Source organism: Mycobacterium sp. JS623, assembly GCF_000328565.1.
Classification (GTDB): domain Bacteria; phylum Actinomycetota; class Actinomycetes; order Mycobacteriales; family Mycobacteriaceae; genus Mycobacterium.
In genome coordinates this window covers 1909101-1935089 of record NC_019966.1, presented here as the reverse complement: position 1 = coordinate 1935089, position 25989 = coordinate 1909101, and the positions used below count along the sequence as shown (strand labels likewise).

Genomic DNA, 25989 nt, shown 5'->3' with positions numbered 1-25989 from the left:
CCGTGTGATGTGTTGGCCATCACTTTCGCGACGGCGGCTGGGTCGCCGCTTGCACGACAGCGCAGACATCTTTGACTGATCGCGCCAGCGGGCCATTCCGCCTGACGGCACACGCGCTTGTCACGCACCTGTGGCGCATCTGTACTGAGCTTCTCGCCAACGGAGGTGACAAGCGCTAATGACAGCGACGGCGACGTGGTCTACCCACGTTTCATCCCGTAGGACGGACGATGACACCGGAGGCGGTGGGTTGTCCGACCTCCACATCGCTTGGACGCTGTCGACTCCCCCGAGTCGACAGCACCTGGACGTGTCGGCGCGGTACCGCAAACTGGATGCACTGACGATCGGCGAGTTTCGCACCACCCCGCTGAAGGGTCGCCGTCCACCGCAGTGTGTATCGGAGACTCCGTCGGTCGGCGTGCTCATGAATCTCGCAGGCCATCTGATGTGTCGATACGCCGAGGGAGACCAATTCATCCTGGAGCCGGGTCATCTAGCCATCTGGGACAGCGAAACCGCCCACGAATTCGAAGCCCTCGAAGCCCACCATGAGCTATACGTGCTGCTGCCTCGCGAGCGTGTCCCCGCCGGGCTGGCCAGGGCCGCGCAGCGACCGGCTTTGGCCGCACCCGCGGGACCCGGGTCGGGTCTGCTGGCGATCGCCGGCGAGCAGTTGTGCGCCATCACCCGCGAGCTCGACCAGCTTTCCGATGCCGGGCTCGCGATCGCCTGTCAGGCGTTATTCGACGTACTCGACAGCGCACTAAGCCCCCCGGCACAACAACCGTCGACCAACGCCGCGCTCTTGATCAAAGTGAAGCAGTACATCGAAGATCACCTCGACGACGCCCAGCTGAGCCCGTCGGAAATCGCAGCAGCACATGCCATCTCGGTGCGCAGTCTGCATCTTCTGTTCGCCGACACCGGCACGACGGTCAGCCGCTGGATCCGTGATCGACGGTTGAAAATCTGTTACCGCGAGCTTTCCCGCGCCGGCCACAAGGACACCGTGACCAACGTGGCGTTTCGCTGGGGATTCAACGACTCAGCGCACTTCAGCCGCACATTCAAAGAAACCTTCGGCGTCACCCCCAGCAGCATCCGCACCGGTACGAAATCCCGGTGTTCACGTGCCCGATAGGCCAGAGCGTCGCAGCCGCCCGACGTCCGACCCAACGAAGAGAGCGCGCATGACAACGCGACACGACGTGGCGTTCACCTCGGCGGGCATTACGTGCCAGGCATGGCTGTATCTGCCGCCCTCCCCCGAACCTCCACCGATCGTCGTGATCGCCCACGGATTCGGCGGCATCCGCCAAATGCGACTGGACGCCTACGCCGACCGACTCACCCGAGCCGGCTACGCATGCCTCGTCTTCGACTATCGACATTTCGGCGACAGCGACGGTCAGCCTCGGCAGCTTCTCAACATCAAGCGCCAATTGGCAGACTGGGCGGCCGCGATTAGATTCGCGCGCGCCCGCGACGATGTCGACGGCTCCCGAATAATTCTGTGGGGAAGCTCATTCAGCGGCGGCCACGTCATTACCACTGCGGCTCGCGACGCCGGAATCAGTGCTGCGATCGCGCAGTGCCCGTTTACCGACGGGGTGACCTCAGTGTTGGCGATGCCTCGAGTAACCGCGCTGAAGGTCGGCGCTCGTGCGCTAATCGACCTGACAGCAAGCCAATTCGGCAAAGGTCCTGTGCTGCTGCCCGTGGTCGGGCCGCCCGGTTCCACCGCAGTCATGACGGCTCCCGATGCGTTGCCCGCCATGCTGGCGATGGTCCCTGACGGCGTGCAGTGGCGCAATGAGGTGGCGGCGCGCGTGGCGCTCGAGGTGCTTACCTACCGCCCAGGCAGGACCGCCGCCCGGGTACAGTGCCCGGTTCTGTTCGGTATCTGCGACGCGGACACTGTGACACCCGCCGATACGACGCTGCGCTACGCCAACACCGCGCCCCGCGCAGAAGTGAGGCTGTACCCGGAGGGACACTTCGACATCTACCTGGGCGATGCTTTCGAACGCATTGTGAGCGACCAGATCGACTTCCTACACCGGCACGTGCCAGCCAACCCGACCTCGCCAGCGCCTACCCAACAACAGGAGACCGCGTAATGAAGTATGACCTCACGAACCGCACAGTCGCGATCACCGGCGCGGCCGGCGGCCTCGGCCAGGATCTGGCCAAAGCGCTACGCGCTCGAGGGGCGAGCGTCGCGTTGCTCGACCTCGATGCCGACGCAGTGGGCGACCTCGCCGAGCGTCTCGGCGGTGACAGCGTGGCCCGTGGCTGGAAAGCTGACGTCCGCAACCTCGACAACCTCACCGAGGTAATGGATTCGGTCGCAGCGCATTTCGAAGGGTTGGACGTCGTCGTTGCCGGCGCAGGTACCGGCGGTCCCATCGGACCCATTGCGGGCATGGCGCCCGGCGACTGGGAACGCACGATCGACGTCAACCTCAACGGCGTATGGCGCACATTCAAAGCCGCCCTTCCCCACGTCGCCTTCCAGCGGGGCCACCTCCTGGCCGTAGCGTCGATGGCCAGCTTCGTACACTCGCCGCTGCACTCTCCTTACAGCGCGAGCAAGGCCGGCGTGCTCGGGATGTGCAACTCGTTGCGGCCCGAATTGCGCCAGTTCGGCGTGACCGTAGGAAGTGCACATCCCAGTTTCTTCCGATCGCTGATGGTCGACGAGGTTCTCGACGACCCCGTCGCGCGCAATGTATGGAACGGCTTCAGCGGACTGTTCAAGCTGGTGCCGCGCGAGACGGTGGTAAACGCCATCGTCGACGGTATCGAGCGTCGCGCGGAACAAGTCGTCGTCCCGAGGCGGTTCACCCCCACCGCGAAGGTCTCGGGACTGTTCCGGCCATTGGTGGAGCGCTTCGTATTCCCGGATTCCCGCGTGATGCAGGCGATTGCACATTTCACCACAACCCCGTTTGGGACGACGTAGGCATCTCTCAAGTACGCGGCCGCGTCTATGACGATTCTGATGTCATCGCGCATGGCGACACATGCTCGGTGCTGCGTCTTGTTAGTGGGCGACTCCGTCTGATGTACCGCTGACCTATCAAGCGGCATCGAACAATCTCACAGGTTCGACACCCGCCGCCGCCCGTGGTCAATTTCGAAGATGGCCGCTTGGCCTGCTCCCGTGAATCGGTACACACGACTCCTCGCTTCGCTTTAAAATCTCGGGCGCCATTTCAGCCTGTCTACTGAGGAGGATTGGCGGGCGGCGGGTAGACGCCTCGTAATATCCACGGGAACCAGTGCATGCCGTAGTCCAGTTCGTCACTAGCGTCATAGTCAGGGTTTGGGTCGTTGGGGCTGATCAGCGGCACCTGGCGGGTCGGGTGTCCGTACAAGGCAACCACGACGGTGCGATCGAGGCTGTTCTCTGACCACACCCCCATCACGGAGTGTGAGCAGTCCTTGATGATCGCCAAGGAGTTGGGATCGTCATGCAACCGGTTGATCAGTTCCATGCTGCTGATCGAAATAGCGGGGTTGATCGTCACGGTTTCAGCGACGGTGCCTGGAAACCCCGCCGCATTGGCCCGGTCCTGGGGGGTGGAGCCGTCGGTGCCGATATCGCTGTCAAGGGCGCGGTTATTCATCAAATCATCGGCATGCCACTGGGCTGCTTGGTTTAGTTGCGGGTTGAGGTTGACGTCGTTGGTGCAGCCGGCTTGGTGCTGGAGGATGTACACGCCCTGTGCAAGGCTGTCGTTCAGCCGGCTGTTATTGGGGCCGAGCGTGTTGTTGTCATGGTCGGCATGTGCTGGTACAGCGGACAGCGACCCGGCCAAAACCGTTGTTGCCGCTAGGGTTGACGCCGCGCGAAACATGTGTGAGATCATCGGACCCCCTCCTTTGCTGATCTAAAGCCCCGGCGGACGGTAGCCTGCCGCAGAGTTGCGCAGCGGCCAGATCTGTGCCGGGCAAAGCTCGTTGACGGCCTGGGTAATGAGATACGACGCTTGAAATTCATCCGACGTGGCGAAGTCGGACTTCACATCTCCCGTGATCTGCGGGTAGCTGCGCCCGCCTGCTACCTTGTCGCAGATGGCTTGCCCGTAAGCCGCCGCCGCGTCGGCATTGGCGAAGTTGTAGCCCGGTCGCACAGTGACGTTGACCAAGTACGCGACTACGTCAGCGTGACCGGCAGGCGCGGCCAACATCGACCCGAACATGCCTGATACCAGCGCGACGCCGAACAGCAACCGTCTCAGACCGGGTCGAACTGTGTGATCAACCATCGACCACGCTCCTTGTTGAGGGTCACGCGCACTGTCGATGAGGTGCTCGTGGGCGCATCGGTGCCGATAACGATGCTCTGGTCGATGAAGACCAGGACCACGGCCTCGTTGGCTGTCGCCGAAATCGACGCGGCCGCAGGCACAGTGGCTATCGCCGAAATGTGCTTTTGCTTGGCGCCCGGGACGACGACATCGGTGATGAGTTTCGTGTATTGGTCTCTGAAAGGCTCGGCCAACCGGTCCCGAGCGGCAGTCAGTTCCTTGTCCGCGTTGTCGGGGTGATACGACAGAATCGCGATCGTGGCCTCGGTGGCCGCCTGCAATGACTGAACCCGCGCCGTCTCAGCTTGCCGCGCCGAGTCGACCTGCCATTTCAGATATCCCGAACCGGCTGCGAGGATCAAGGCCAGCGCTGGAAAGATCCCGAAGACCACAATCCGCTTGGTGCATAACCATTTCGATGGCCATTGCCTCGTTTCGATCGCGACATCGTGGGAAGCTCCGTCAGTCGACGCACTTGCGCCATCGGCGTGATCGGTTGTCTTCGATTCGGAGTGTTTCCCGTCAGGCTCGTGACTTGCCAGCGTCTGTTCGACCGGGATGCTGGTCTCCAATCCGTTCGTCATCATGGCACGAACTCCACATCGGCGACCTTTATGGCGTCGTTGACCTTCTGCACATCGATACGCATCCGCCATGCTCGCGGTCTCTGTTCAGGCCCGCCAGCGGTCGTCGTCACGGATATGGCGACCAAGACTCGCGCCTTATCCGTTTCAACGGATTGCAGACCGGCCGCGGTGACGGATCCCGACGTCTTCGATTGCGCTTTCTTGACCACGTCCACGAACGCTGGGGCGCGTTGCGCCCAGTCGTCATGGAAACTGCCAGTGGCTGAGTCCAGAATTCGCGCCACATCGGTTTCGGCAGTGTCGGCGCTGATCGTAGTGAGATTGAGCGCCGCTTGCCGACCGGCCTGGAGAAAGAGGTCGCGCTGTTGCTCGACTTGCCGGTTCTGGTAAGCGCGGTATCCGAGCCACCCGAACAGGCCGGCCAAGACCAGCACTACGACGAGAGCCAGTGCAATCGGCCATCGCATAGTCGATAACCGTTGCTGCGCAGTCGTTCCGGCGTCTGCGGCCCTATACGCAGTACCTGCCGACGACACGTCGTCGGGGGTGACGTCATTGTCTTGTTCGACCGCCGTAGTCACTTGCTCGGCGGTGTCAGCATCGACTGCCAATTCTTCTCCTCTGGTGCGTTTGTGGCCAGGTCGCTTGGGTGTAGATCCGGCCGCGGTTGGCCGCTTCTAACAAGGTGCCGATGTTGGGCGGTATCGAGCTGCGGTCGCGCGCGATCACATCGCCGTTCTTCAATGGCGCGCCAAGTGCCGCCGCCGTTCCAAGACCAACCTGAGTCGACAGCATCATAGATTCCAGCCGAGCGTGGAGAGGATTTGCTTGAGGTCACGACGTTGCCGCGGCGTCACCCTTTTCAACATGCACAGTTCAGCCTCGCGGACGAGGCGTTCCATTTGGTCCAACAAGAGGACGCCCTTCGCGGTCAGCGTGATAGGGCGCGCCCGGCCGTACAGTACCGTCGGCGGACGCTCGAGGAGGCCGCGCTCAATGAGTTCTTGAACCAATACATTCGTTGCCTGTGGCGATACCCCCAGCGCGCGAGCCAATTCGGCGTTCGATGCGCCCGCCGCACGAGACAGCATTCGCATGCAGAGATACTGCGGGAAGGCCAAACCTCGCGTTGCAAGCTTCGCGGTGACCTGTGAACGAAAACTGCTGTATACGCGGTTCAAAAGGTAGCCAAGTGGCTCGTCCCTAGGTACCCGCGCTTTGCTCAGCCCGGCACTGGGAGCTACAGCGTTTTCCTCACCGATTCTGTATACGGCGGAGTCGAGGCGTTTGTCTTTAACTCCCCACGCCACTTCGACTTCACGCTCATGTGCCACGCGAAATGACCTCACTCGGTGTCTGACGCATGGCCACACTGTCGCCCGTCAACGACCCACCGGACAGGACCTCGGGTGCTTCTTCGGCGGTCCTGTAGCCGTCATTGATGGGAGGCATCCCCCCGTACTTGAATTCGTATAGACGAACTTTCAAGTGAATCGACCTCTCTGCTAATCGCTTGCGCGCGCGGCGATCTGGCTTGATGTGAGCGGCTGTCGCGGCCAGCTAAAACTGAGCGTCGTCACTACCGCGTCAGCGGCCGCAATGACAGTTCCGCGGCCTCCTCGGATTTCGCATTCCTGCGTGCTTGGTGGGCCCCCTCTCGAGGGAATGCTTTGAGCTTCCACCGCATCGACTTCACGACCCTCTCTGGAGTTGACACAGAGATGAGGGATCGCCGGAATCGCTTTGGTTTCAATATCATTGGAACCGCGCCTCAACCATTGGGCGGCAAGAGCATCGATTGCCACGTGGGTCGCTCCGCGGACTTGGATAGGTCGGCCTGGGTGTACACCTTGCCATCCGGTCCGACGTAGGCGCCCGTGGCGGGATCGTATTTCGCTACCGAGACGGGTGGAGGTGCGGGAGTCGGAGCACTGTCGGCGGGAGGTGTCGCCGGAGCACCGGCGGCTGGGGCCGATGACGCACGCCCAGCTTGGGCGGCCGATGTTTCTGGCACCGACGGTATCTGCGGCGGCAGTTGGGGCACCGGCTGCCCTGACAAGGTGGCGCTGGGATCACCCTTCCAGTTGGTCCCATCGTTGAGCGGCACGTATTCCTCGCCGCTTTCACACATTTGGAACGTCGGCGCGCGCTTGCCGGGCACCGTCGCGCATGGAATGTTGCGGGCGCCGCGTACCGCGACCAGCGTTGAGTCCTGCGGCACACGGCAATAAAGCGCCCCGGGCGGAAGGTTGGGATAATCCTCGAAAGCCGGTGAACGCTGTTGCTGTGGGGGCAAGAACCCGGTTTTGCATGGGGGTGGCACGTTGAGGTTGAGATTGAAGTCCAGCTGTGCGCCCTTGTAATCCTGCTTGGTGTTGTGACTGGGAACGAGGATTCCTTGCAGCTCCTGAGTCACTTGCGGAACCAAGACCAGGATCTGCTCGATGTTGGGTTGGTACGCGACTGCTGTCTGACCCACAGTGACCAGGTTCGCCATCAGAATCGGCAGTGTCGGCTGTAGCCGTTCGAAAAGCTGCCTGGCCTGATCGGCGGCCTGGGGACCGTGCTCGAGCAGCCCCGCCACCGAAGTGTCGTGCGTCTTCATTTCGTCGGTGATGGTGGCCAAATGTGCTGCCCACGCGCGGACGGCGTCGCTGGTATCGGCCTGGGAATCGAGAACCGGCTGTGCCTGATCGATCAACGTGGTGAGCGGGTCGAGATTCTGCCGCGCGTCGACGGCCAGTGTCGTCGAACCTTTGATGAGACGCGCGATTTCCGGCCCCAGACCGCCGACCGCGGTGTAGCTCTCGTCGACGACGGTCTTGAGGTTGTCACGCGGAATGGCCTGCAGCCCGCGGTTGGTGGCCGCAATGAGCGAGTTGATATCGGGCGGCACCTGGACTCGGCTGAGGGGAATGACATCACCGTTGCGCAGCGGCGCCGACGTGGCGTTACGCGGCGTCAACGCGATGTACTGCTCACCGAGCGAGCTAACACTGTGCACCTGTGCGTCTAGATCGGAAGGGATGGCCACCCCAGACCGCAGCGCGAGCGTGGCTGCGACACCGGTGTCGGTCAGGTGGACATCTTTGACCAGGCCGACTTCGGCGCCCCGGTAGGTGACGTTGCCGCCGGCATAGAGCCCACCGGTGGTAGGAAGCTCGACGGTGACGGTGTAGCGCCCGATCCCGAACAGTGTTGCGGGCAGCCGGATGTAGCCGAATGTCATGATGGCCCCGGCGGCAAGCGCAATTACCGCGCAGATCGCCAATTGGATCTTGATTCGTCTATCTAGGTGCACGTCAGGGTCCCTGGTCGTGGCGATACGGGATGATCAGCGGATTACCCGCCGTGTAGGAGCTGGGAATTTGACCGATCGTGCGGCCCCACTGCATCTCCAGTTCGGTGAGATTGCCTTCCCACCGTGTTCCGGTAAACAGTGCGTTATCGATCCGGCTGAGGGTCAGATCCACGACCATGGTCAAGTTCACGTAATCACCGCGGAACGCATTGGTGATTGTTTCTTTTGCCCACGGGAATGTGGATAGCAGGCTCAGCGACCTCGTCAGGGCCGGGCCGGCATTCGCCAGCGATTCGAGCACGGGGCCAAGGCCTTTCAGCTCTTGAATCAGGTTGTCCTTGGTCTGATTGACGGCGTCGGCGGTGAGCGCGCTGAGCTTGCCGAACCTATCGAGGGCATCGGCAAGGTTGGAGCGCTGATCTTTGAGCACCTGCAGGGCATCGGGCAAGGTTTTCAGCGCGGTATCCAGTGTCGGCTTCTGCTCAGCGAATTGTCCAGCCAGGTGGTTCAGGCTGTCGATACTGTCGATGATGTCCCCGGTTTGGGCTTGGACCTTTCCGATGAACTGATCGATCTGCTGGATCAGGTTCTTGAGGTCACCTTCGCGACCTGCTAACGCGGTGCTGAACTCCTTTGTGATTTCTTGAACTTGGCCGATGCCGCCACCGTTGAGCAGCAGAGACAGCGCGGACAAGGTTTGCTCGGTTGTTGGGTAGTTCGAGGCCGACGACAACGCAATCAAGGATCCGCTGTGCAGCTTGCCCTGTGGCGGGACGCCCACGGGGGCCGCCAATTCGACGTGAGGCGAGCCGAATACGCTGGTCTGGCCGAGGGTTACGGTTGCATTTGCAGGTAGGTCGACGTCGCCGTTGAGGGTCATTGTGATCAGGCCGTGCCAACCTTGGCGTTCGATGCGGGTGACTGTTCCGACGTTGACGTCGCCGACGCGCACGCGCGAATTTCGTTCCAGCGTCGTGACATCGGGCAGCTGTGCCTGCACCTCGAACGCGCCAGGGCCGCGGCCCTCGGTACCGGGCATCGGCAGGGAGTTCAGTCCTTGCCAACCGCAGCCAGACATGCTGAACACGGTCAGCGCACCAACAATGGCGCAGAGAAGCCGTTGTCGCGGTACACGTTTCATGGCCCAACTCCCGGAGGCACCATCAAGCCGGTCAGCCCCGATGCCGGATCGATCGATGTGGCCGATTCTGCTGGAAGCGGCGGGCCTACTGGTAAGGGCTGACCCGGTGCGACATCCGGCGTCGGGGCTGCCGCCATTGGCGGAGTGGACTGTGGCGGCACATAGTCCGGACGCATCCAGTCCTCGCTGTAGGTGACCTCATTCGGCCGGGCCGACGCGCCGACGATCGGGTTGAGGCCGAACGGTAGGAAGTTGTATTGGCGATTCTTGACGATGGGCGCGAGATATTGAACGCACAGCTTTGATGACTGCTCGGCGCCGAGGCGCGACGCTGCCTGAATTGCCCCACACACGAACTGGATTGGATTGTCGAAGTTGGTTATCTCCAGCGCCCCCGACAGTGCAGCCTGCGCAGGCTGATAGACGTTGGAGTAATTCTGTGCCACCGTCGGCACGACATGAAGCAGCTGTTTGATGTCATCGATGCTGTCGACGATTGCTTGAGACACCGCGGTGGCCTTGTCCGACGTTGTGCCGATCGATTCACGATTGTCGGCTACGAAGTCGCGCACGTCACCGAGCGTGGTGTTGAGGTCGTCGATTGCGCGGCCGACTGCGTGGGGGTCGTCGGCCAGTAGCGCGGTCACCGCAGCCAAATTGCGGTTGAGTTGTCGCAACAGGTCGTCGCTGGTGTGCAGCGCCGAGGTGAGCACGGAGAGGTTCCTGACTGTGCCGAAGATGTCACCGCTGTGGTCGCCGAGCACTGAAAAAGCTTGGGACAGTTTGATCAGACTGTCCCGGATGTTGGCACCCTCTCCGCGGAGGTTTCCTGCAGCGGTGTTGATGAAAGCACCCAGTGTGCTGACCCCGCCGGGCTCGGTGGGCTGCAGCGTCTCAGTGAGTTTCTCGAGTTGCTTGCGCAGATCGTCCCACTCAACTGGGACCGCGGTGCGATCTTCGGCGATCACAGCACCGTCGGCCATGACCGGCCCCGCGGTGTACACCGGCGTGAGTTGTATGGCACGTGCAGTCACCAGCATCGGGGCCAAAATGGCGGCCTTGGCGTCCGCGGGCACCTTATATTTCCCGTCGATCCAGAACGAGATCTTGGACCGCATCGGCTGCGGTTCGATGCGGTCGACCGCCCCCACCGGCACGCCGAGAATGCGCACCTCGTCGCCGACGAAAAGGCCGTTGCTGTTGGCGAAATAGGCCACGACGTGGATTCGGTTGGCCTGCTTCCACATTGACTGACCCACGATCACCAGCGCGGCGGTCAGCATCATGGTGAGACTGACTGCCAGCGCGATTCGCGCGGTGCGTGTCGTCACGGTGTACCACCACCGACGACGGGCGGGGCCTCGTTCGGCGCGGGAACGTACACCGGAGACGGGGTGGGCTCTGTCGTCGACGCCATGGACGGCGGCGGCGCAGCTGGCGGCCCCGGTGGGGGACCACCCGGCGGCGGCGCTGGCAGCGGCTCGCGATAGGGGTAGCAGCCCGTAGGGCCCGGCAGCGGCAAGCCCGGCGGACCGCATCCCTGATCGCCCGGCTTCCCGGTGATGGCGTCTGGCAGGTTCAGACGCGGCTCCCCGCCCTGACCCGTACGCGGGTAGGGCACCGGCAGCGCCGGAGTTCCCGGCTGTCCCGTCTGCGGGTCGCTCAATTGTGACGGCGCACGCACATTCGGGTCGAGGCCGAGGTCGCTGAACGCCGCGTCGATGAAAGGCTGGAGGAATTGGCCGGGGATCAGATTGGCGACATAGGCTTTGAAGAACGGCCCTGAGGCCAGCGATTCGCCAAGAGCCATGGTTCCCACCGGCGCCAGCTTGAGTGCTTTCTGCAGGCGTTCTTTGCGGTTGTCGATGATCGCCAGCACACCGTTGAGCTTGTCCAGCGATGGACGCAATGATTCCCGATTGTCGGCGATGAAACCTGATAGCTGCTTGGACAGCGCCGACAGGTGGCCTGAGATCTCACCGAGTGCGTTGCTCTGCGTCAGCAGCTCAGCCATCAGTGCGTTGGTATCGGTGACTAGGCTGACGACCTGGTCACTGCGCTGGGCCAGCACGGCGGTCGTCTTGTTGGCATTGGCCAACAGCCGGCGCAGCTGGGCGTCGCGCTCATCGATGGTCTGGGCGAATCGGGCCACACCTTCGACTGCGACCTTCAAATCCGGTGGTGTGTCTTGAAAAGTCTGAGCCAGCGTGGCCAGCGACTGGGATACCGCATCGGTGTTCAACGCGTTGATCGTCGTCGACAAGTCACCGAGCGCATCGGGCAGCTGGTAGGGCGACTGCGTGCGGTCCTGCGGAATGGGGTCGCCTAGTTGGCGGTCTCCACGGGGGCTGACATCGAGGACCTTGGCGCCCAGAACGCTTTTCGTCTTGATCGCCGCCTCGGTGCGCTCGCCGAGACGGATGCCGTTGTCGACGTCAAACTTCACGAGTACATGGGTGCCGTACAGCTGGATATCGGAGACTTTGCCAACCCGGAACCCGGAGACCTGCACGGCTGCGCCGGTTCGCAGACCCCCTGCATCGGCGAAATAGGCTGAGTACTCGGTACTTTGGTTGATGAACGGAAGTTTGTCGTACTGAAGGGCAAGCACGCTGACGATCACGGCGGTGGTTACACCGACGGCGCCGACGACGACCGGGTTACGTTCAGTGAAGGGTTTCATTTCGGTGCGCACCTTCCAGTGGTCTGGCCAGCGACCTTCACATACACCGGCTGACCGCCCTTACCGTTGAGCTTGAGCACCGCATCACATAGATAGAAGCTGAAATAATCGCCGTATAGGCCTTGCCGGGCCAGAGCCTGATACGCCTCGGGCAATGTGTTCAGAAGATTGTCGAAGTACTCGTGGTCGGCAACCACGATTCCTGCTGAGCGATCGGTTTCATGAACCACCTTCTGCACGTGCGGGCGCGCACGAGTGAGAAGGTCGGTCACCGACGTCGCTGCTGCGTCGGTGGATGCCACCGCGTTCGCAATGTCTGTCTTTCGCTCGGCCAGGCCCTTCATCAGTTCGGACACCGCGACGACGGCCTTGTCGACCTGTTGGCTTTGATCACCCAACGACTGCAGCACCGTGCCGAGGTTTGTGATCACCTCACCGATGAGGTCGTCGCGGTTTGCCAACGTGTTTGTCACAACCGACGTTTGGGCCAGAAACGAACTTATCGTGGTGCCTTGCCCCTGCAGGGCGGCGACGAGTTGACCGGACAGTGCGTTGACCTGATCGGGATCGAGTGCACGAAACAACGGTCGGAAACCGCCGACCAGCGCGTCTAATTCCAGCGCCGGCTGCGTACGGCTTGGTGGAATGGTCGCCCCAGGGCCGAGTCGCTTCGAATCCCCCGCGCCTTCCTCAAGAGCGAGGTAGCGATTGCCGACGGTATCCGCCCAGCGGATGACAGCGTGTGTCCCCTCGGTGAGGACAACGGAATCGTCAGCTGAAAATTCGACGAGAACAAGAGAATTCGCTTCGATCGACATCTTCTTGACCTTGCCGACCTCTACCCCGGCGATGCGGACGAAATTGCCTTCTTTCAATCCCGATCCATTGGTGAATTCAGCGCGGTAGACCTTCTCGGGCTGAAATCGCAACTGCGCGAAGACAAGCAACAATGCGAAGAGCGTAAGGAGGCATACCACGGTAAAGATCGCCAGACGCCAGCTAGCACCGAGCAGGTTGTCCTTCACAACACGTTCCTCATTCGTCGACTGTCAGGGGGCGGGCGGTGCATCGGGTGCCGCGGGTGGCTGGACGCCGGGATATAGCGGTGTGCCCTGCGGCCCGTACTGGGGTGCCCCGTATGGAGGTGCCCCCGGGTACGGCACGGGGCCGATCGCGGGTGGTCCCTGGCCGCGGATGCTCGGGGGTTGTGGGACGGCGCGTGTGGCGGGGAAGAAGTCCTCCCAGAAGGGGTGTCCGATTCCGGGATTCGGCCGCCAGTCCAGTCCGGTGCCCCAGCCGGTGTTGGTGACCAGTTGTCGAACAGGGAAGTTCTTTGTGGCATCCGGTAGCGACCCGCAGCTCGGCTTGCCGCCGGGACCACCCTTGGCGGCGGTGGCGGGCAAGTTTTCCGGGTACCGGTACGGGTCGTCTCCGAAGAGAAAGGCGGCATCGACGACTAACGATCGACCGTTGCCGCCGAGCACGTCATAGCCTCCGTTGTCGAGGAACCACTTCGAGCCCACCAGCAGGCACGTGTACTCCGGGTTGTACTTCAGCAGCAGATCCGTCGTCGGTTGCGCGGTGTTGATGGCGCGGGCGAGGTTGTCCATATTGGGAGCCAGTAGTTTGATGCCGGCGTCCGACACTCCAATGGTGTTGAGCAACAACGCATCTAGGTCGTGGGCATGGCTGGTGATCGTGGTACTCGTGGTGCTGGCCGCGTTGAGGGTGGCCAGGATGTCCTGTCCCGCAGCGCCGTATGTGTCGTAGAACCCCTTCGATGAGCGCCAGTCCTGCGCCACGGTGTCCATCCGAGGATCGAGGGCCAGCAGAACCTGGTTTGAATCGGTGATGGCCTGGCCCATGCGTTCCCCTTGCCCCCGAACCCCTTCGGCCAGCGCGGTCAGTGTTGCGTTGAGCTTGGCTACGTCGATCTGTTTGAGCACGCCGACAAGGTTCTCGAAGACCGTGTTGACTTCTATGGCCACGTTGCGCGATCGCAACACGGCGCCGGCCTCGAGGCGTTTGGCGCTGGGGTCCGCTGGTGGTATCAGTTCGACGAACTTGGCTCCGAATGCTGTCGTGGCCCTGATCTCGGCCTCGACGTTGGCCGGGATGTACTTCATTTGGTCGGGGACGAGTTCGAGTTGAAGGCTGACCGGACCGTGGCCGCCGTTGACTGCTCCGACCTTTCCGACTTCGACGCCACGCATCTTCACCCGAGAACCGCTCTCCATGACCAGCCCGGCCCGGTCGGAGGTGAGCGTGACGATGTCATATGACCGAAACGCCCCTACATAGAATCCCGAGCACACCACCGTGAATGCCGTGACTGCGGCGACAAGACCCAGTGCCCACCAGCCGGGGCCGATCCGGTGTTCGCGTTTGGTGGCTTTCATTGGGTTATCCGGCGAACTGGAAGTTTCCGGTCTGGCCGTAGATAGCCAGCGACATGAACACGATCACGTACGACGCGCTGATCAACGAGGTGCGAACCGCGCGGCCGACCGCCTCGCCGACCCCGGCCGGGCCGCCCGAAGCGGTGAAACCGTAGTAGGTATGCACAAGCATGATGACTACGGCCATCGCCACCGCCAGCGCGAAGGACCAGATGATGTCGGCCGGCTGCAGGAACGTGTTGAAGTAGTGGTCATAAACACCGGTGGACTGGCCGTAGACCGCTGTGGTGCCCACACGGGCGGCCAAAAACGAGGACAGCACCGCCACGCAGTACAGGGGTATGACGACGATCACGCCCGCGATCACACGAGTTGATGCCAAGTAGGCCACCGATCGGATGCCCATCACTTCCAGGGCGTCGATCTCCTCGTTGATCCGCATCGCGCCAAGCTGCGCGGTGGCGCCGGCTCCGATCGTCGCGGCCAACGCGATGCCCGCGACCAGTGGTGCGATCAGACGCACGTTGAAATAGGCGGAGGCGAAGCCGGTCAGGGCTTCCACTCCGATATCGGCGAATTGGTTGTAACCGCGAACTGCGATCAGGGCTCCAACGGACATGGTCAGAAATCCCACGATGACGACCGTGCCTCCGATCACGGCCAGAGCGCCTGTGCCGAGACTCATTTGGGCGATCAGCCGCACCATCTCAGACTTGTAGCGGATCGCCACGTCGGGAGTAGAGCGCAGTGTCGTGAAGTAGAACTGGGTCTGGATGCCAAGGCGACTCCAGCCAGCGTACTGGTCGGCCGCGATACGGCGCAGTCTCGGATGGAGCTTGCTGGGAACGTGGGTCATAGGGTGACCTTGATTTCAATTGCGCTGAGTATCAGGTTGATGAAGAACAGCGCGACAAACGAATAAACGACGGTTTCGTTGACGGCGTTGCCCACGCCGGCTGGGCCTCCTCCCACCGATGTGCCCTTGTAGCAGGCGATTAACCCCGCCGACAGCCCAAAGAGCGCCGACTTCAGCAGTCCGAGAAGCACGTCGGCCAACCCGGTTACCAGCGTCAGGCTGGCCGCAAATGCGCCAGGCGTCACATGCTGTGTGAAGACCGAGAATCCAAACGCGCCAACCAGACCCACCAGGACGACAACCGACGAGAGCAACGAGGCAATAAGTGTCGCGGCCAAGACCCGTGGCACCACCAGCGCCTGAATGGGGTTGATCCCCATCACCCGCATCGCATCAAGCTCTTCGCGGATCGTCCTAGCACCCAGGTCGGCGCACATCGCTGTGGCGCCGGCGCCTGCGACGACCAAGACAGTCACGATCGGCCCGATCTGGGTGACCGTGCCGAACGCCGCCCCCGCCCCCGATAGGTCGGCGGCACCGAATTCCAAGAACAACACGTTGAAGGTGAAGACCAGCAGCACTGTGAAGGGGATCGCGAGCATCAGCGTCGGCAACAGCGATACTCGCGCCACAAACCACGACTGCACCAAGAATTCTCGTAGCGCGAATGGCCGCCGCGGAATTGCTACAAGAGTGTCCAGCGACATCGCGAAGAAGGCGCCGACGGCACCCATCGGTTTGAATGCTCGGTTCGACCAGAAGAAGGTCTGATGACGTTCAGCCACCGGTCACTCCGCGGTTGCGACCGCAGCGCCAGCACCTGAATCGCCGGCGTCCGGCCGGACGGTACCAGGCCAGGAGCCACCCCCCACGCACAGCCGATGCGCGCACCGGCCGCACCTCAGCCGGCGAAGAGTCGAAGCGAAATTGCACGACATGAAGCTAGCGTTGCGTCACATTATTGGCTATATGTTGTGCCGATTACAGAATCGATCAGCAACGTAAGCACTCTCGCGAGATATACCTCGCTTCTCAGTGGCGACTCCGAGGTGTACGGCACGTCCGGCAGAGGGCGTGGCGCGGACTTCAGAGCAGTTCAACGGACGTATTCGAGAATCGATTCGTCGACGAGTGTGGGATATACGGGGGGTCACGAAGAGCGCAAAACCCGCATGGCCCTATGTCAACAGGCGCAAGCTGGCTAATTAGATGCCATATATAATTATGTTCGATACCCGATTATCGATGTCATGAATATCTGTCTTTTTCGGTCTATTCGAATACCGATGCTGCACCCAGGGAGACGTCGTCCGTGCCGGTATGCATGGACGGAGTACTGGGTCGGCGACCCGGACGCTGGAAGGCGCCTCTCAGTCGCCGATTACGACGTTTTCCTCGGTGAGGAATGCAACCGCCGTCGCAGGATCGCAGAACCGCACTTCGTCCTGGGCTAGCTCGGTGAAGGCGGCTTGGCCTCGACGCTGCCGGCGGCGGCGGCCAACGCATCCTGACTGGCCTAGTAGATCTCAGCAACCCCGTCGAACGTTCCCGAGAATCCGCGCCCAGCAGCGAATTATGCGACGAGTTCGGAGTCCAGCCTCACCGACTACCCTGCTCGGCCAGCCCCACGGCGTCCGCGCGACCCTGGCCCGGCGCCGCACCGGCGATCAGCGCGACCTTTCCCTCTACGCTGCCCATCGACTGGCCGGCTTGCCATCGCGCGGCCCGCTCCGGCTGCGGCTTCCCGTCATCGGTGATGTACGGGGGCCGCAGGGAACCGCCATATCCACTTTGTTGTTGCGCGTCAACGCCCTTCGGACAGGCCAGTTGAACGTCGCTGGCATTGTCTGTCCCGCAGACGGTTCCGGCACGCGTGCAGGCAGGTGAGATTGGGGCCGCTGCGTGGCAGATGGGCTCACACCCACGCTCCCACCGGTTCCCAGGCGTTGCTGACCGAAACGCTTAGCAGATGGCGGACGAAGAAGTCTCGCGCTGCGCTACTGGCGTCACCGTGAAGACTTGTGTAGCGATCGGACGGGTCCTGAAATGTCGCCCCGCCCAACCCTCAATTCGGCAGCGCGCGCGGGAGTTCCGCAACGGGGCATTCTTGCGACAGTGCTCTCGCGGCCGTGCTTATGTCATTCGACGCCTGAGGGAACGCAGGCCCAGAGTTTGGCGTGGCGGTAGTGGGAGTCAGCCGTATGGCGTCGCGTCGACTTTGGGCCCTGTTAGCAAGGCCGTCAGCCCATCTGTTCAAAGCACTTTGGATTGATCGGGAAGACAGGTCTCGCGTCGACGCTCGCAGCACGTGACTGAACGATTCTTCGGCTCCAACAACGAGAAGCATGGCTTCGCGCTGCGACGGGTCAATCAGTAGCGCCGTCTTTGCCGGAGCCACATCTGCGTTCCACTGACGTGTCATGTCGCCGACCACATCGCAGTCACTGCGTGGCCCCCGATGTCCCCAATGCAGGATGAGCGCACCCGACACGATAGTGCAGATTGCGATCAACGCCGCCACACCTGACCATATTCGCCGTTCCCTGCAAGAAGCGTTCACCATTGCCTATGTCCTTCGAAAATCGCGCATGACCTCCGTGGCCACGTTCAGTCGAAATGAACCATCGGACGGGCCTCGGTCATTAAAAGGCCTATTGAGCAACCGATTTCGGCCACGCCATGAGTTCAATAGGGCGTCGCTCAGCCCAATCGGCAGCGCGATATGTTGTCGCGCGGCGGCCGCTGTCGCGCACCCACCGCTATCCATGGATGATGGCGTTGCTCGCGGAGATGGAAACTAGCTTCATGTCGTTCCTCTGGCCTCGTTCTATTTTCGTGGTAGCAAGCGGTTCCCTGCGCTAAGGCACAGAGGAACCCGCCGAGCGCGGGCAGCCCAAGGGAGTCGCCGTCGGCGATGGTGCGGTTTATTTTGTTGTATAACAGTCGGATTCGGATGTCTACGATCGCTACCGCTGCTCTCGATCCCGAAATGGCTGCGCTGTACCGCTAATTCCGAGGACTAACTCCGTTGCGGCGCTGGGCTTTCCAGTCGTGTCGACGGGCTTCGCGGATCGGCGGCACGTCCATGCCCTGCACGACGGCGTTGCGGATGGTGCCCAATGTCGTGACCGTCATCTCGACCACGTCCCCGGGCTGGAGCGGCTGCGGCGTGCCCTCACCGGAACGACCCCACAACTCGCCGAGACATCCGCCATTGCCCAGCGTTCCGGACCCCAGGACGTCCCCAGCCCTGACCCACGTCCCGCGCGACGCTTGGGCCAGAAGCTCGTCGAAAGACCAGCTCATGTTGCGCAGGTTGTCCCGGCCGATGACTGTGCCGTTCACCGAAACAGTCCCGTCGATGTCCAAGAGGCCATCGGCGGTCAGAAGGGGATCGAGTTCATCGGCCGTGACGAGGAACGGGCCGAGCGTGGTTGCGAAATCCTTGCCCTTGGCCGGGCCGAGGCCGACCTTCATCTCCCCGGCTTGGAGGTCTCGGGCCGACCAGTCATTGAAGATCGTGTAGCCGAAGATGTAGTCCCGAGCCTTCGCCGGTGCGACGGACGTTCCGTCCCGCGACACGACGGCTGCGACCTCGAGCTCGTAGTCCAGCACCTGGCATCCCGGTGGCACGGCCACGTCGTCAAAGGCACCGATCATCGCGTAGGGATTGCCGAAGTAGAAGACTGGCCGCTTGTACCACTCGGGCTCTACCTCGGCCGCAGCCGTCACCGATCGAGCGACCCCATCCACGTGCTCTTCGAAAGCTGCGAAGTCACGGACGGTGGGGGGCTCTATCGGCGGGAGCAGCCGCACCGCAGCGAGATCGACGGGACGTCTACCCAGTGCGGCCGCCCCGGCTTCGAAGGCCACCGGGAGTCCGGCGCGAACGAGTTCGAGGATCGTGGTCTGCCGGTCGAACGCGTGCAGGCCGTCGTCGCTGGCGACGCCGGTCGTGACCTGACCATCCTGAACCCACGTGGCGAAACGCATGGGTGAAGCTCCTATCGTGTTGGTACGCCGGTCGAGTCACTTGATCGCGACGGGGTTGACCGGCGCGCCGACGGCGCCCGTCACCGGAATGGGCGCGGCAGTCAAGAAGAAGTCGAAGATCCGGTCGGACGCGCAGTCAGCGGCAAGCTTGTCGAGATCCCACATTTCCCCGATGAAGAGCCCCATGTGCGGGATCACGACCTGGTGCAGCGGTTGGAAAGCGTTCTCGAATTCGTTGGGGCGGACTTCGAAGCCCCACGTGTCGGTGGCGATCGCGGCGATCTCCCGCTCGTGGAGCCAATCGGCGGTCGTGAAGGACAACCCCGGGGCGTCACCGCCGGCGTAGCTGCCCCATCCGTCGCGACGGATCCGGGACAGCTGCCCGGTACGGACGAGCATGATGTCGCCACGCCGGACGACGGACGATTCCCCCTGCGCGGAGATGGTGTTCTCCAGATCCTCGACCGTGATCGCGTAGCCGTCGGGCAGCTCCCCGTCTTCCCTGAGCGCGCGACCCACGTCGAGCAGCACGCCGCGCCCTGCGATGCGGTCGGCCACGGTCTCGATGCCCGTCAGAAGGTCGCCCTCGCTGGTGACGACCTTGGACGCGCGACGTCCGTTGTAGGCGACACCGTGGTCGAAGATGTGGCCCAGCCCGTCCCATTGGGTGGAGGCTTGTAGCGGCATCACCACGTAGTCATCGGCACCGCCGAAGCCGTGCGGTAGCTCGGGTGCACCGAACTCAGCATCGAGGCCGCTGACCAGCATGGTGTGCACCGGGTTATTGCGCCGTCGCCAGCCGCGCTGCGGGCCGTTGCCGTCGAAGCTCTGGGCGAGTGAGAAGGCTGCTCCCCGCCGGATTCGAGAGGCGCCCTCGACCCGCTTCGCGTCATCGAGGAAGTTCATGGTGCCCAGCACGTCGTCGTCGCCCCATCGTCCCCAGTTCGAGCAGCGCGATGCAGCTTTGGCGATGGCGTCCTCGGCGGCGGGGCTGTAGAGCGGGCTGGTCGTGTCGACGTTGCGGTTTGTGTCAACGCCGGTGGTGTCGGGCATGTGGGATCCTCACCGGATTGATGGGCGGACGATGCGATCGGCTGGCTGGGGTACTAACCCGTCGGTTGCGGCACCATGGCCGCGAAGGTGTCGGTGACCCAGTCAGCGATGAATGCGCCCACGCGGGGGAGGTGATCGATGCCGATGTGTTCGGCACCGCCCTCCTGCCGGGTGAAGATGCGAAGGTCGCGAGAGGGTGCGTTCACCGCCTGCTCATAGGACCGGTACGCATATTCCAAAGGAATCTGCCGATCGTTCTCGCCGTGCACGATCAGGAATGGCACCGTGATCTTGTCGACGACGTTATCGAGGTGGATGGAGTCGGCGAACTCGATGAACTCGTCGAGATCGTCATAGCCCCAGACCCATTTGACATGGTCCCAGTAGTGCGGAACCGGATTCTCGCCCTCGCGGTCGAGCCGACGCCGCTGCACAGCACCCCAGTTGTGGTTGGCTCCCCACGCGACGCAGAGGGCGAAACGCTTCTCGAAGGCCGCTACCCGTGGCGCGTAGTAGCCGCCCAACGACCAGCCCACGACCCCCATCCGGGCCGTGTCGACATCATCTCTGGCCGCCAGCCAGTCGACGACCCAGCTGGCCCAGGTCTCGGACTCGCGGCGTGCTATCAGACCTTGTAGCCGAAGCGCTTCCCCGGTGCCGGGTTGGTCGAGCATGAGACACGAGATGCCCCGAGCCGCCAGCTCTGCCCAGAATCCCGAGACATACATGTGCTCCTTGGTCGAGTCCAGGCCGTTGAGGAGCATGATGACCGGGGCTGGCCCCTCCGAGGTCGCCGGCGCCGCTGAGAAGTAGGCGGGCAGTGTGGTGTCCTCGAATGGGATGGCGACCCGGGTGATGCTGTGGTCTCGGAGGTCGAATGCCTTCTGTGCCAGCTCGAGCACCCGGCGGTAGGTGGGCACGCGGTCGGGGTGACCCGCCGAGAGCATCCGTTCGGCGGTGCACAGATAATTCGCGGCACGGGCGTACATCCCGCCGGCGGTCCGGTCGTGGCCCGCTTTCTCTTCGACCCGGGCCGCCTCGACCAGCGCATCCGTGAGGTCGGTCCAGACACGCAGGAACTCGTCCGTGCCGGCATCGCTACCGGCTTTCGCCGCTTCTAGCAACGGGCGGCAGGCGCGGTCGATCTCATCGATCTGGCCGCCGGAGTTCAAAGCGCCCACCACGGACAGGTTCCAGACGTAGTTGCCCGGGAAGTATTCGAACATGAGTCTCTTTCTGCTGCTTGCTATCTCGGTTGTAATAGGTGGGCGCTTAGGCGCCCGGCATCGCGGCCACGAGATCGCCGATGCTGATCAGTGCCCGGTTCAGCACACCCGAATCCGCCAGCACCGTCTGCCCTGTCATGACCCTGTTGTGTCGTGACGCCAGGAATGCGTAAAGCGGGCCGTACTCCTCGGGACAGGGCATGTGCTGAAGCGGGGCGAACCACTCGAACTGCTGCCGGAAGACGTCCGCCGGGATGTCGGACTGTCGGGACTCCTGTAGATCGAGGGCGGCAGGGCCCCGCAATTGGCTGTTCGCGATGCCGGTCGGCGCGACCGCGTTGACGCGAACCCTGGGTGCGAATTCGAAGGACAGCTGATTGACCAGGGCGCGGATGGCCCCCTTGCTGGCGGTGTAGGCCACTCCTCCCCCGTCAGCCGCGAATGCCGCCTGCGAACACGTCAGCACGACAGCACCGTCCTCGGCGTCGAGCAGGTCGAAGAAGATCCGTGCGGTGAGGGCGTAGCCCTTGACGTTGACGGCGAACACTTCGTCCAGGAGGGAGTCGAGACGTTCCACCGGAATGTCGGCCAACCGCACGTTGCCGTCCCAGATGCCTTGGGCTCCGACGACGGCCGTCAGGCGGCCGAAGCGCCCGACGACCTCCTCCCGGCAACGTGTCAGGTCAGCAATGCTGCGGACGTCACCGTGTACCACCAGTACGTCGTCGCCGAATTCGTCTCGGAGCGTCGAGACCTTTGATTCGTCGTACTCGAACAGTGCCAGCGTCGCGCCCTCGTCCCGGAAGTGCCTGGCGACGCCGAGTCCGAGGCCGGAGCCGGAGCCGGTGATGAGAACGACGTGGTCATCGAGCAGTTGCATTCTTTGCAGTCCTTCTTGGGTTGTGGTTTGCGCTGGGCTGCAGACACCGATCAACGGGCGGCTGAGCGTGCCAGATCGGGATTCGACGCGTGCGCGAGATCGATGGCGTCGTCCCAGGTGCCGCCTCGAGCGAGAAGCTTGCGATAGCCGCGCAGCGACCGTGACAGCCCGCTGGCGAAGACAGAGTGGAACTCACCATCCCGCCCGAACAGGACCAGGAATTTATCCGTGCTTAGCGATCCCTCCGCGACGAAGATCTCGTCACCGGGGGCACGCCGCCCGTAGCTGTGGAAGCGGCGTCCGAACTGGTCGCTCCAGAAGTAGGGCACGCCGCCGAAGGATTCTTCGGTGCCACGGGCGATGTTGAGCCCGACGTGCCTGCCCTTCTCGACGGCGTGTGTCCAGTGCTCGATGCGCAACGGCTCGGCGAACATGGGGTGAGCGGAACGGGCGACGTCGCCGGCCGCCCACACTCCGGGCACGTTGGTTCGACCTGCCGCATCGGTGAGGACACCGCTGTCCAGCTCGACTCCCGAGCCGAGAAGCCAGTTCACGTCGGGGTCGACCCCGATGCCAACGACGACGTAGGGCGTCTGATGGGTCGAGCCGTCCACCAGGTGAAGCGTGTACGCACCCAGTCCACCCGTCACGGACGTGACGGCACTCGACATCTTCAACTGCACACCGTGCCTGGAGTGCCAGTCGAAGATCACTTGGCCAAGTTCGGGCCCGACGATGGCGTGCATGGGGCGCTCGGTGTCGTGCAGAACCGTGATGGACACGCCGTGGGCTCTGAGTCCAGCCGCGATCTCGAGCCCGATGAGCCCGGCGCCCACGACGGTCACGTCTCCGTGGCGGGCAGCGGCCCGTCGCAGAACCCGGAGATCGTCCGGTGTGCGGAGCACCGGAAGCGCTTCACCTTCGGCCGTCGTAAACACTCGGGCGCGACTGCCACACGCCAGAACCACGGCGTCCCATGGCAGCGTCTCACCGTGGTTGGTGATCACGAACTTGCGATCGATGTCGAGACCGACTGCTTGGTGCCCGAGCAGAAGCGAAATCCGGTTCTCCCTGATTCGCTCTGCTGAGCGAATCTCGAGCAGCTCCGGCTCGCCACGCCCGAGCAGCAGACCCTTTGATAGCGTCGGACGATCGTAGGGGTGGTGCAGTTCTGCGCCCAGGACCGTGATCGAACCTTCAAACCCGCCTTCGCGCAGTCCATCTGCTGCCGCCAAGCCTGCCGCTGAGGCTCCGACCACGACGACGTTGTCGGTCTCCTTCAGCCCGGCCGTCATGTCGGACCAGAACCTTGGAAAATGGCTTGCGCCGGACACGCCCGTACTGCCTCCTCGAGATCTTCCACGTCGTCGGGATCAACCTCGTGACGCAGCAGGACAGCCGACTTGGCGTCCGGCGGAAGATCGAAGACATCGGGCAAGATGCTGACGCAGATCCCATAGGAACGACACCGGACCTGGTCGAGCCGGACGACGGTTTCGTCACTCATCGAAGCCATCCTCTGCTCACAGAAATAGTCCGAGGTTGGGAGTGGCGATCGCCACTTCGGTCAAGAGGATCTCCCTGGACAGGAGTCGTGGCCCGTCCGCTGTGATGCGGAGTTCGTCGTTGCGCCGGTAGGGGATGAGGTCGAAATGCGGATCGATCCCACGCTGTCGATAGAGCAGCACGGCGCTCGAGACTGCAATGACGTTGTCTCGGTCCGTCTTTCGGGCCAAGACCGACCCCACCAGACGCATGGTGCGAGAGGGCGGAATCTCCGAGTACGCCTTGGCAGTGCTCAGACGGTCAATGCGTAGACGTACGTGGGCCAGGGTGTCACGGACCCGGAACGCGGCGCGATTGACCTCGTCCGAACGCTGCTCGGTCGCCTGCCTGATCGGGATCACGTACAGCAGTTCAGGATCCAGCAGCTGATACCAGTCTTCCTCGCGAGCTTCATCCAACAACTTCGATTCGAGAGCCAGGAACTGGGTTGCGATGTTTTGCAGTTCGGTGTCGGCCAGAGGGCTCTCGAGCAGAGATGGTGGTACGTGCTCGGTCGTGTCGATGGTCGTCATCGTGAGTGGCGCCCTTCGCTCGTCGTGGCGGATGCGTCGCCACGCATGACGGCAAGCCAGTGCCGGTAGAAATTCAACTGATTGAATTCCCCAAAGCCGGTGGGACGCTTGATGCCTGGACCGTGATAGTCAGGGTCTGGCGTGACGTCGACCGTGGTTCGACCGGCCTGCTCGAAGTTGAAGCTCAAATTCTCGCGTTGCATCCACGCGCTCTTCGCTGCGCGAGCGGCGCCCTCCCAGGCGACGGTGTCGTCCGCTTCGAAGTTACCGGCGGATCCGAAGGTCAACTGGCCCGTCACATAGGAATCGAGCTTCTCCTGGTCGCTTTGGCACTCGTAGACGAATTGCCAATTCCACAACTCCATCTTTCCCGGCGCGATCGGCTGCCACACCCGGAAAGAGGTGACGACCGCCGGAGGGCCGCCCGGAAGCGTAGGGGAGGCGACGCGGAGGTAACTGAAGTTCGGGAAGATGGTTCCAATTGTCGGCGGGTTGGTCTCGAGGACGTACCGCTGAGCGTCGTCGAGTGCCGAGAGGTCGAACTGAGCGACGGTCTCTGGTGAATAGCCCCACAGGGGTAGGCCGATCTTCGCCCATCCGAAACCGAGCGTCGCGTGGCCGTCGCCAAGTTCGTAGGCGTGCATCATCTCCAGGTTGGCCGTCAGCCCCTGGATCATCTGTACCTCTTCGTTACTCCAGTGCAAACTGTCGGCATGGTAGGCATCACCGGAGAAGTTCTCGGCGCCGGCTTTCCAGTCCGCATTGATCTGATACCGCTCGGGCGGGCCCGCCACCTTCACACCGCCGGGTGCCAGGTTCACCAGGATGTCGAGCATCCAGCCTCCCCCGCCCAGATACTCGTCGAGCGACGGACCTTCCTGCGCTAGTGACGCGAAGATGAAGCCGGACCGGACGTCGACCCGTGGGGCTCTCTTCAAACCCCATTCCTTCGGGTCCAGCCGCGTGCCGTACGCCTCGCGCATGTGTGGCGTGCCGACGAGGTCGCCCTTGTTGGAGTAGGTCCAGCCGTGGTACGGGCATTTGAAGAAGCGTGAATTCCCGGTGTCGGTCTGGCACACCTGGGTGCCACGGTGGCGGCAGTAGTTGGACAACACGTTGATGCCACCCGTGCCGTCGCGCGTGACAATCACCGGATCGAGGCCGATGCGGCGCTGGACGAAGTCACCAGCCTTTGGGATTTCGCTCTCGTGCGCGACGAAGACCCAGCAGGTGCCGAAGACCTGGTCCAGTTCGGCGCGGAAGATCGCGTCGTCGTTCCAGATCTCGGCCGGTACCCGATTCTTCTCGAGCTCTGTCTCGACGCGGTCGAGGATCCGCGTGACTTCCGAGGCAGTCGTGGGCGTGATGACAGTCATGTAGCTCCTTGCAAGCACCGGGTGGGCCGATGTGGCGCCAGTGATGGTTGCCCCATCGTATGACCGCCATCACAGTGCCGGAAGGCGTAACTTTCGA

General features: G+C 62.8%; 24 protein-coding genes. 3 read left to right on the top strand and 21 right to left on the bottom strand.

Translation table 11 applies throughout. The features are described 5' to 3' along the window. The first annotated feature begins 178 nt into the window (after nucleotides 1-178). The 3 genes from MYCSM_RS09365 to MYCSM_RS09355 are packed head-to-tail and all read left to right on the top strand — an operon-like array spanning nucleotide 179 to nucleotide 2968. Entirely contained in the window at nucleotides 179-1144 is a 966-nt protein-coding gene (locus MYCSM_RS09365) for a helix-turn-helix domain-containing protein (RefSeq protein ID WP_015305907.1), read from the top strand. Nucleotides 1145-1193: 49 nt separating this feature from the next. Beyond that, a complete protein-coding gene (locus MYCSM_RS09360; RefSeq protein ID WP_015305906.1) occupies nucleotides 1194-2123 on the top strand; it encodes an alpha/beta hydrolase in 930 nt (309 codons plus the stop codon). Further along, nucleotides 2123-2968 (top strand): SDR family NAD(P)-dependent oxidoreductase, encoded by an 846-nt coding sequence (locus MYCSM_RS09355; protein ID WP_015305905.1) that lies wholly within the window; start codon nucleotides 2123-2125, stop codon nucleotides 2966-2968. The genes MYCSM_RS09360 and MYCSM_RS09355 overlap by 1 nt, the downstream gene beginning before the upstream one ends. Nucleotides 2969-3230: 262 nt before the next feature. On the opposite strand, the gene MYCSM_RS09350 is transcribed toward MYCSM_RS09355, so the two are convergent. The 21 genes from MYCSM_RS09350 to MYCSM_RS09250 all read right to left on the bottom strand — a co-directional run bounded on the left by MYCSM_RS09350 (nucleotide 3231) and on the right by MYCSM_RS09250 (nucleotide 25892). Further along, nucleotides 3231-3875 (bottom strand): CAP domain-containing protein, encoded by a 645-nt coding sequence (locus MYCSM_RS09350; protein WP_442928526.1) that lies wholly within the window; start codon nucleotides 3873-3875, stop codon nucleotides 3231-3233. Nucleotides 3876-3899: 24 nt separating this feature from the next. Beyond that, nucleotides 3900-4277, bottom strand: a complete 378-nt coding sequence (locus tag MYCSM_RS09345; RefSeq protein WP_015305903.1) for a DUF732 domain-containing protein — start codon at nucleotides 4275-4277, stop codon at nucleotides 3900-3902. Beyond that, complete coding sequence (locus MYCSM_RS09340; protein ID WP_015305902.1) at nucleotides 4247-4906, bottom strand: hypothetical protein; 660 nt, start codon at nucleotides 4904-4906, stop codon at nucleotides 4247-4249. Before MYCSM_RS09340 ends, MYCSM_RS09345 begins: the two co-directional genes overlap by 31 nt. Continuing rightward, on the bottom strand, nucleotides 4903-5517 hold the full coding sequence (locus tag MYCSM_RS09335; protein ID WP_015305901.1) for a tetratricopeptide repeat protein: 615 nt from the start codon (nucleotides 5515-5517) through the stop codon (nucleotides 4903-4905). The genes MYCSM_RS09340 and MYCSM_RS09335 overlap by 4 nt, the downstream gene beginning before the upstream one ends. 183 nt (nucleotides 5518-5700) lie before the next feature. Continuing rightward, nucleotides 5701-6240: a MarR family winged helix-turn-helix transcriptional regulator gene (locus tag MYCSM_RS09330; protein ID WP_015305900.1), complete on the bottom strand. Its 540-nt coding sequence runs from the start codon at nucleotides 6238-6240 to the stop codon at nucleotides 5701-5703. A gap of 437 nt (nucleotides 6241-6677) precedes the next feature. Further along, nucleotides 6678-8207 (bottom strand): MCE family protein, encoded by a 1530-nt coding sequence (locus MYCSM_RS09325; RefSeq protein ID WP_015305898.1) that lies wholly within the window; start codon nucleotides 8205-8207, stop codon nucleotides 6678-6680. Between the two features lies 1 nt (nucleotide 8208). Next, complete coding sequence (locus MYCSM_RS09320) at nucleotides 8209-9348, bottom strand: MCE family protein (RefSeq protein ID WP_015305897.1); 1140 nt, start codon at nucleotides 9346-9348, stop codon at nucleotides 8209-8211. Then, entirely contained in the window at nucleotides 9345-10634 is a 1290-nt protein-coding gene (locus tag MYCSM_RS09315; protein ID WP_051073882.1) for an MCE family protein, read from the bottom strand. The genes MYCSM_RS09320 and MYCSM_RS09315 overlap by 4 nt, the downstream gene beginning before the upstream one ends. A 41-nt stretch (nucleotides 10635-10675) precedes the next feature. After that, the gene (locus tag MYCSM_RS09310) at nucleotides 10676-12031 is read right to left on the bottom strand and encodes an MCE family protein (RefSeq protein ID WP_015305895.1); all 1356 of its coding nucleotides are present in this window, start codon (nucleotides 12029-12031) and stop codon (nucleotides 10676-10678) included. Further along, nucleotides 12028-13056, bottom strand: a complete 1029-nt coding sequence (locus tag MYCSM_RS09305) for an MCE family protein (RefSeq protein WP_015305894.1) — start codon at nucleotides 13054-13056, stop codon at nucleotides 12028-12030. The genes MYCSM_RS09310 and MYCSM_RS09305 overlap by 4 nt, the downstream gene beginning before the upstream one ends. Before the next feature lie 24 nt (nucleotides 13057-13080). After that, nucleotides 13081-14430: an MCE family protein gene (locus MYCSM_RS09300; protein ID WP_015305893.1), complete on the bottom strand. Its 1350-nt coding sequence runs from the start codon at nucleotides 14428-14430 to the stop codon at nucleotides 13081-13083. Nucleotides 14431-14434: 4 nt separating this feature from the next. Next, a complete protein-coding gene (locus MYCSM_RS09295) occupies nucleotides 14435-15286 on the bottom strand; it encodes an ABC transporter permease (protein WP_015305892.1) in 852 nt (283 codons plus the stop codon). Further along, nucleotides 15283-16020: an MlaE family ABC transporter permease gene (locus MYCSM_RS09290; protein WP_198345065.1), complete on the bottom strand. Its 738-nt coding sequence runs from the start codon at nucleotides 16018-16020 to the stop codon at nucleotides 15283-15285. The genes MYCSM_RS09295 and MYCSM_RS09290 overlap by 4 nt, the downstream gene beginning before the upstream one ends. A 2272-nt stretch (nucleotides 16021-18292) precedes the next feature. Further along, nucleotides 18293-19279: a fumarylacetoacetate hydrolase family protein gene (locus tag MYCSM_RS09285; RefSeq protein ID WP_015305890.1), complete on the bottom strand. Its 987-nt coding sequence runs from the start codon at nucleotides 19277-19279 to the stop codon at nucleotides 18293-18295. 36 nt (nucleotides 19280-19315) lie between these two features. After that, complete coding sequence (locus MYCSM_RS09280) at nucleotides 19316-20332, bottom strand: cyclase family protein (protein WP_015305889.1); 1017 nt, start codon at nucleotides 20330-20332, stop codon at nucleotides 19316-19318. Nucleotides 20333-20385: 53 nt separating this feature from the next. After that, nucleotides 20386-21558 (bottom strand): alpha/beta hydrolase family protein, encoded by a 1173-nt coding sequence (locus tag MYCSM_RS09275; protein WP_015305888.1) that lies wholly within the window; start codon nucleotides 21556-21558, stop codon nucleotides 20386-20388. A gap of 46 nt (nucleotides 21559-21604) precedes the next feature. Further along, nucleotides 21605-22438, bottom strand: a complete 834-nt coding sequence (locus tag MYCSM_RS09270) for an SDR family oxidoreductase (protein ID WP_015305887.1) — start codon at nucleotides 22436-22438, stop codon at nucleotides 21605-21607. A 50-nt stretch (nucleotides 22439-22488) separates the two neighbouring features. Continuing rightward, nucleotides 22489-23733, bottom strand: coding sequence for an NAD(P)/FAD-dependent oxidoreductase (locus tag MYCSM_RS09265; protein WP_015305886.1), 1245 nt, complete (start codon nucleotides 23731-23733; stop codon nucleotides 22489-22491). After that, nucleotides 23730-23945: a ferredoxin gene (locus MYCSM_RS09260; protein WP_015305885.1), complete on the bottom strand. Its 216-nt coding sequence runs from the start codon at nucleotides 23943-23945 to the stop codon at nucleotides 23730-23732. Before MYCSM_RS09260 ends, MYCSM_RS09265 begins: the two co-directional genes overlap by 4 nt. 16 nt (nucleotides 23946-23961) lie before the next feature. After that, nucleotides 23962-24516 carry an aromatic-ring-hydroxylating dioxygenase subunit beta gene (locus tag MYCSM_RS09255; protein WP_015305884.1) on the bottom strand — a complete coding sequence of 185 codons (555 nt, stop codon included), beginning with the start codon at nucleotides 24514-24516 and terminating at the stop codon, nucleotides 23962-23964. Further along, nucleotides 24513-25892 (bottom strand): aromatic ring-hydroxylating oxygenase subunit alpha, encoded by a 1380-nt coding sequence (locus MYCSM_RS09250; RefSeq protein WP_015305883.1) that lies wholly within the window; start codon nucleotides 25890-25892, stop codon nucleotides 24513-24515. The genes MYCSM_RS09255 and MYCSM_RS09250 overlap by 4 nt, the downstream gene beginning before the upstream one ends. Nucleotides 25893-25989: the final 97 nt, after the last annotated feature.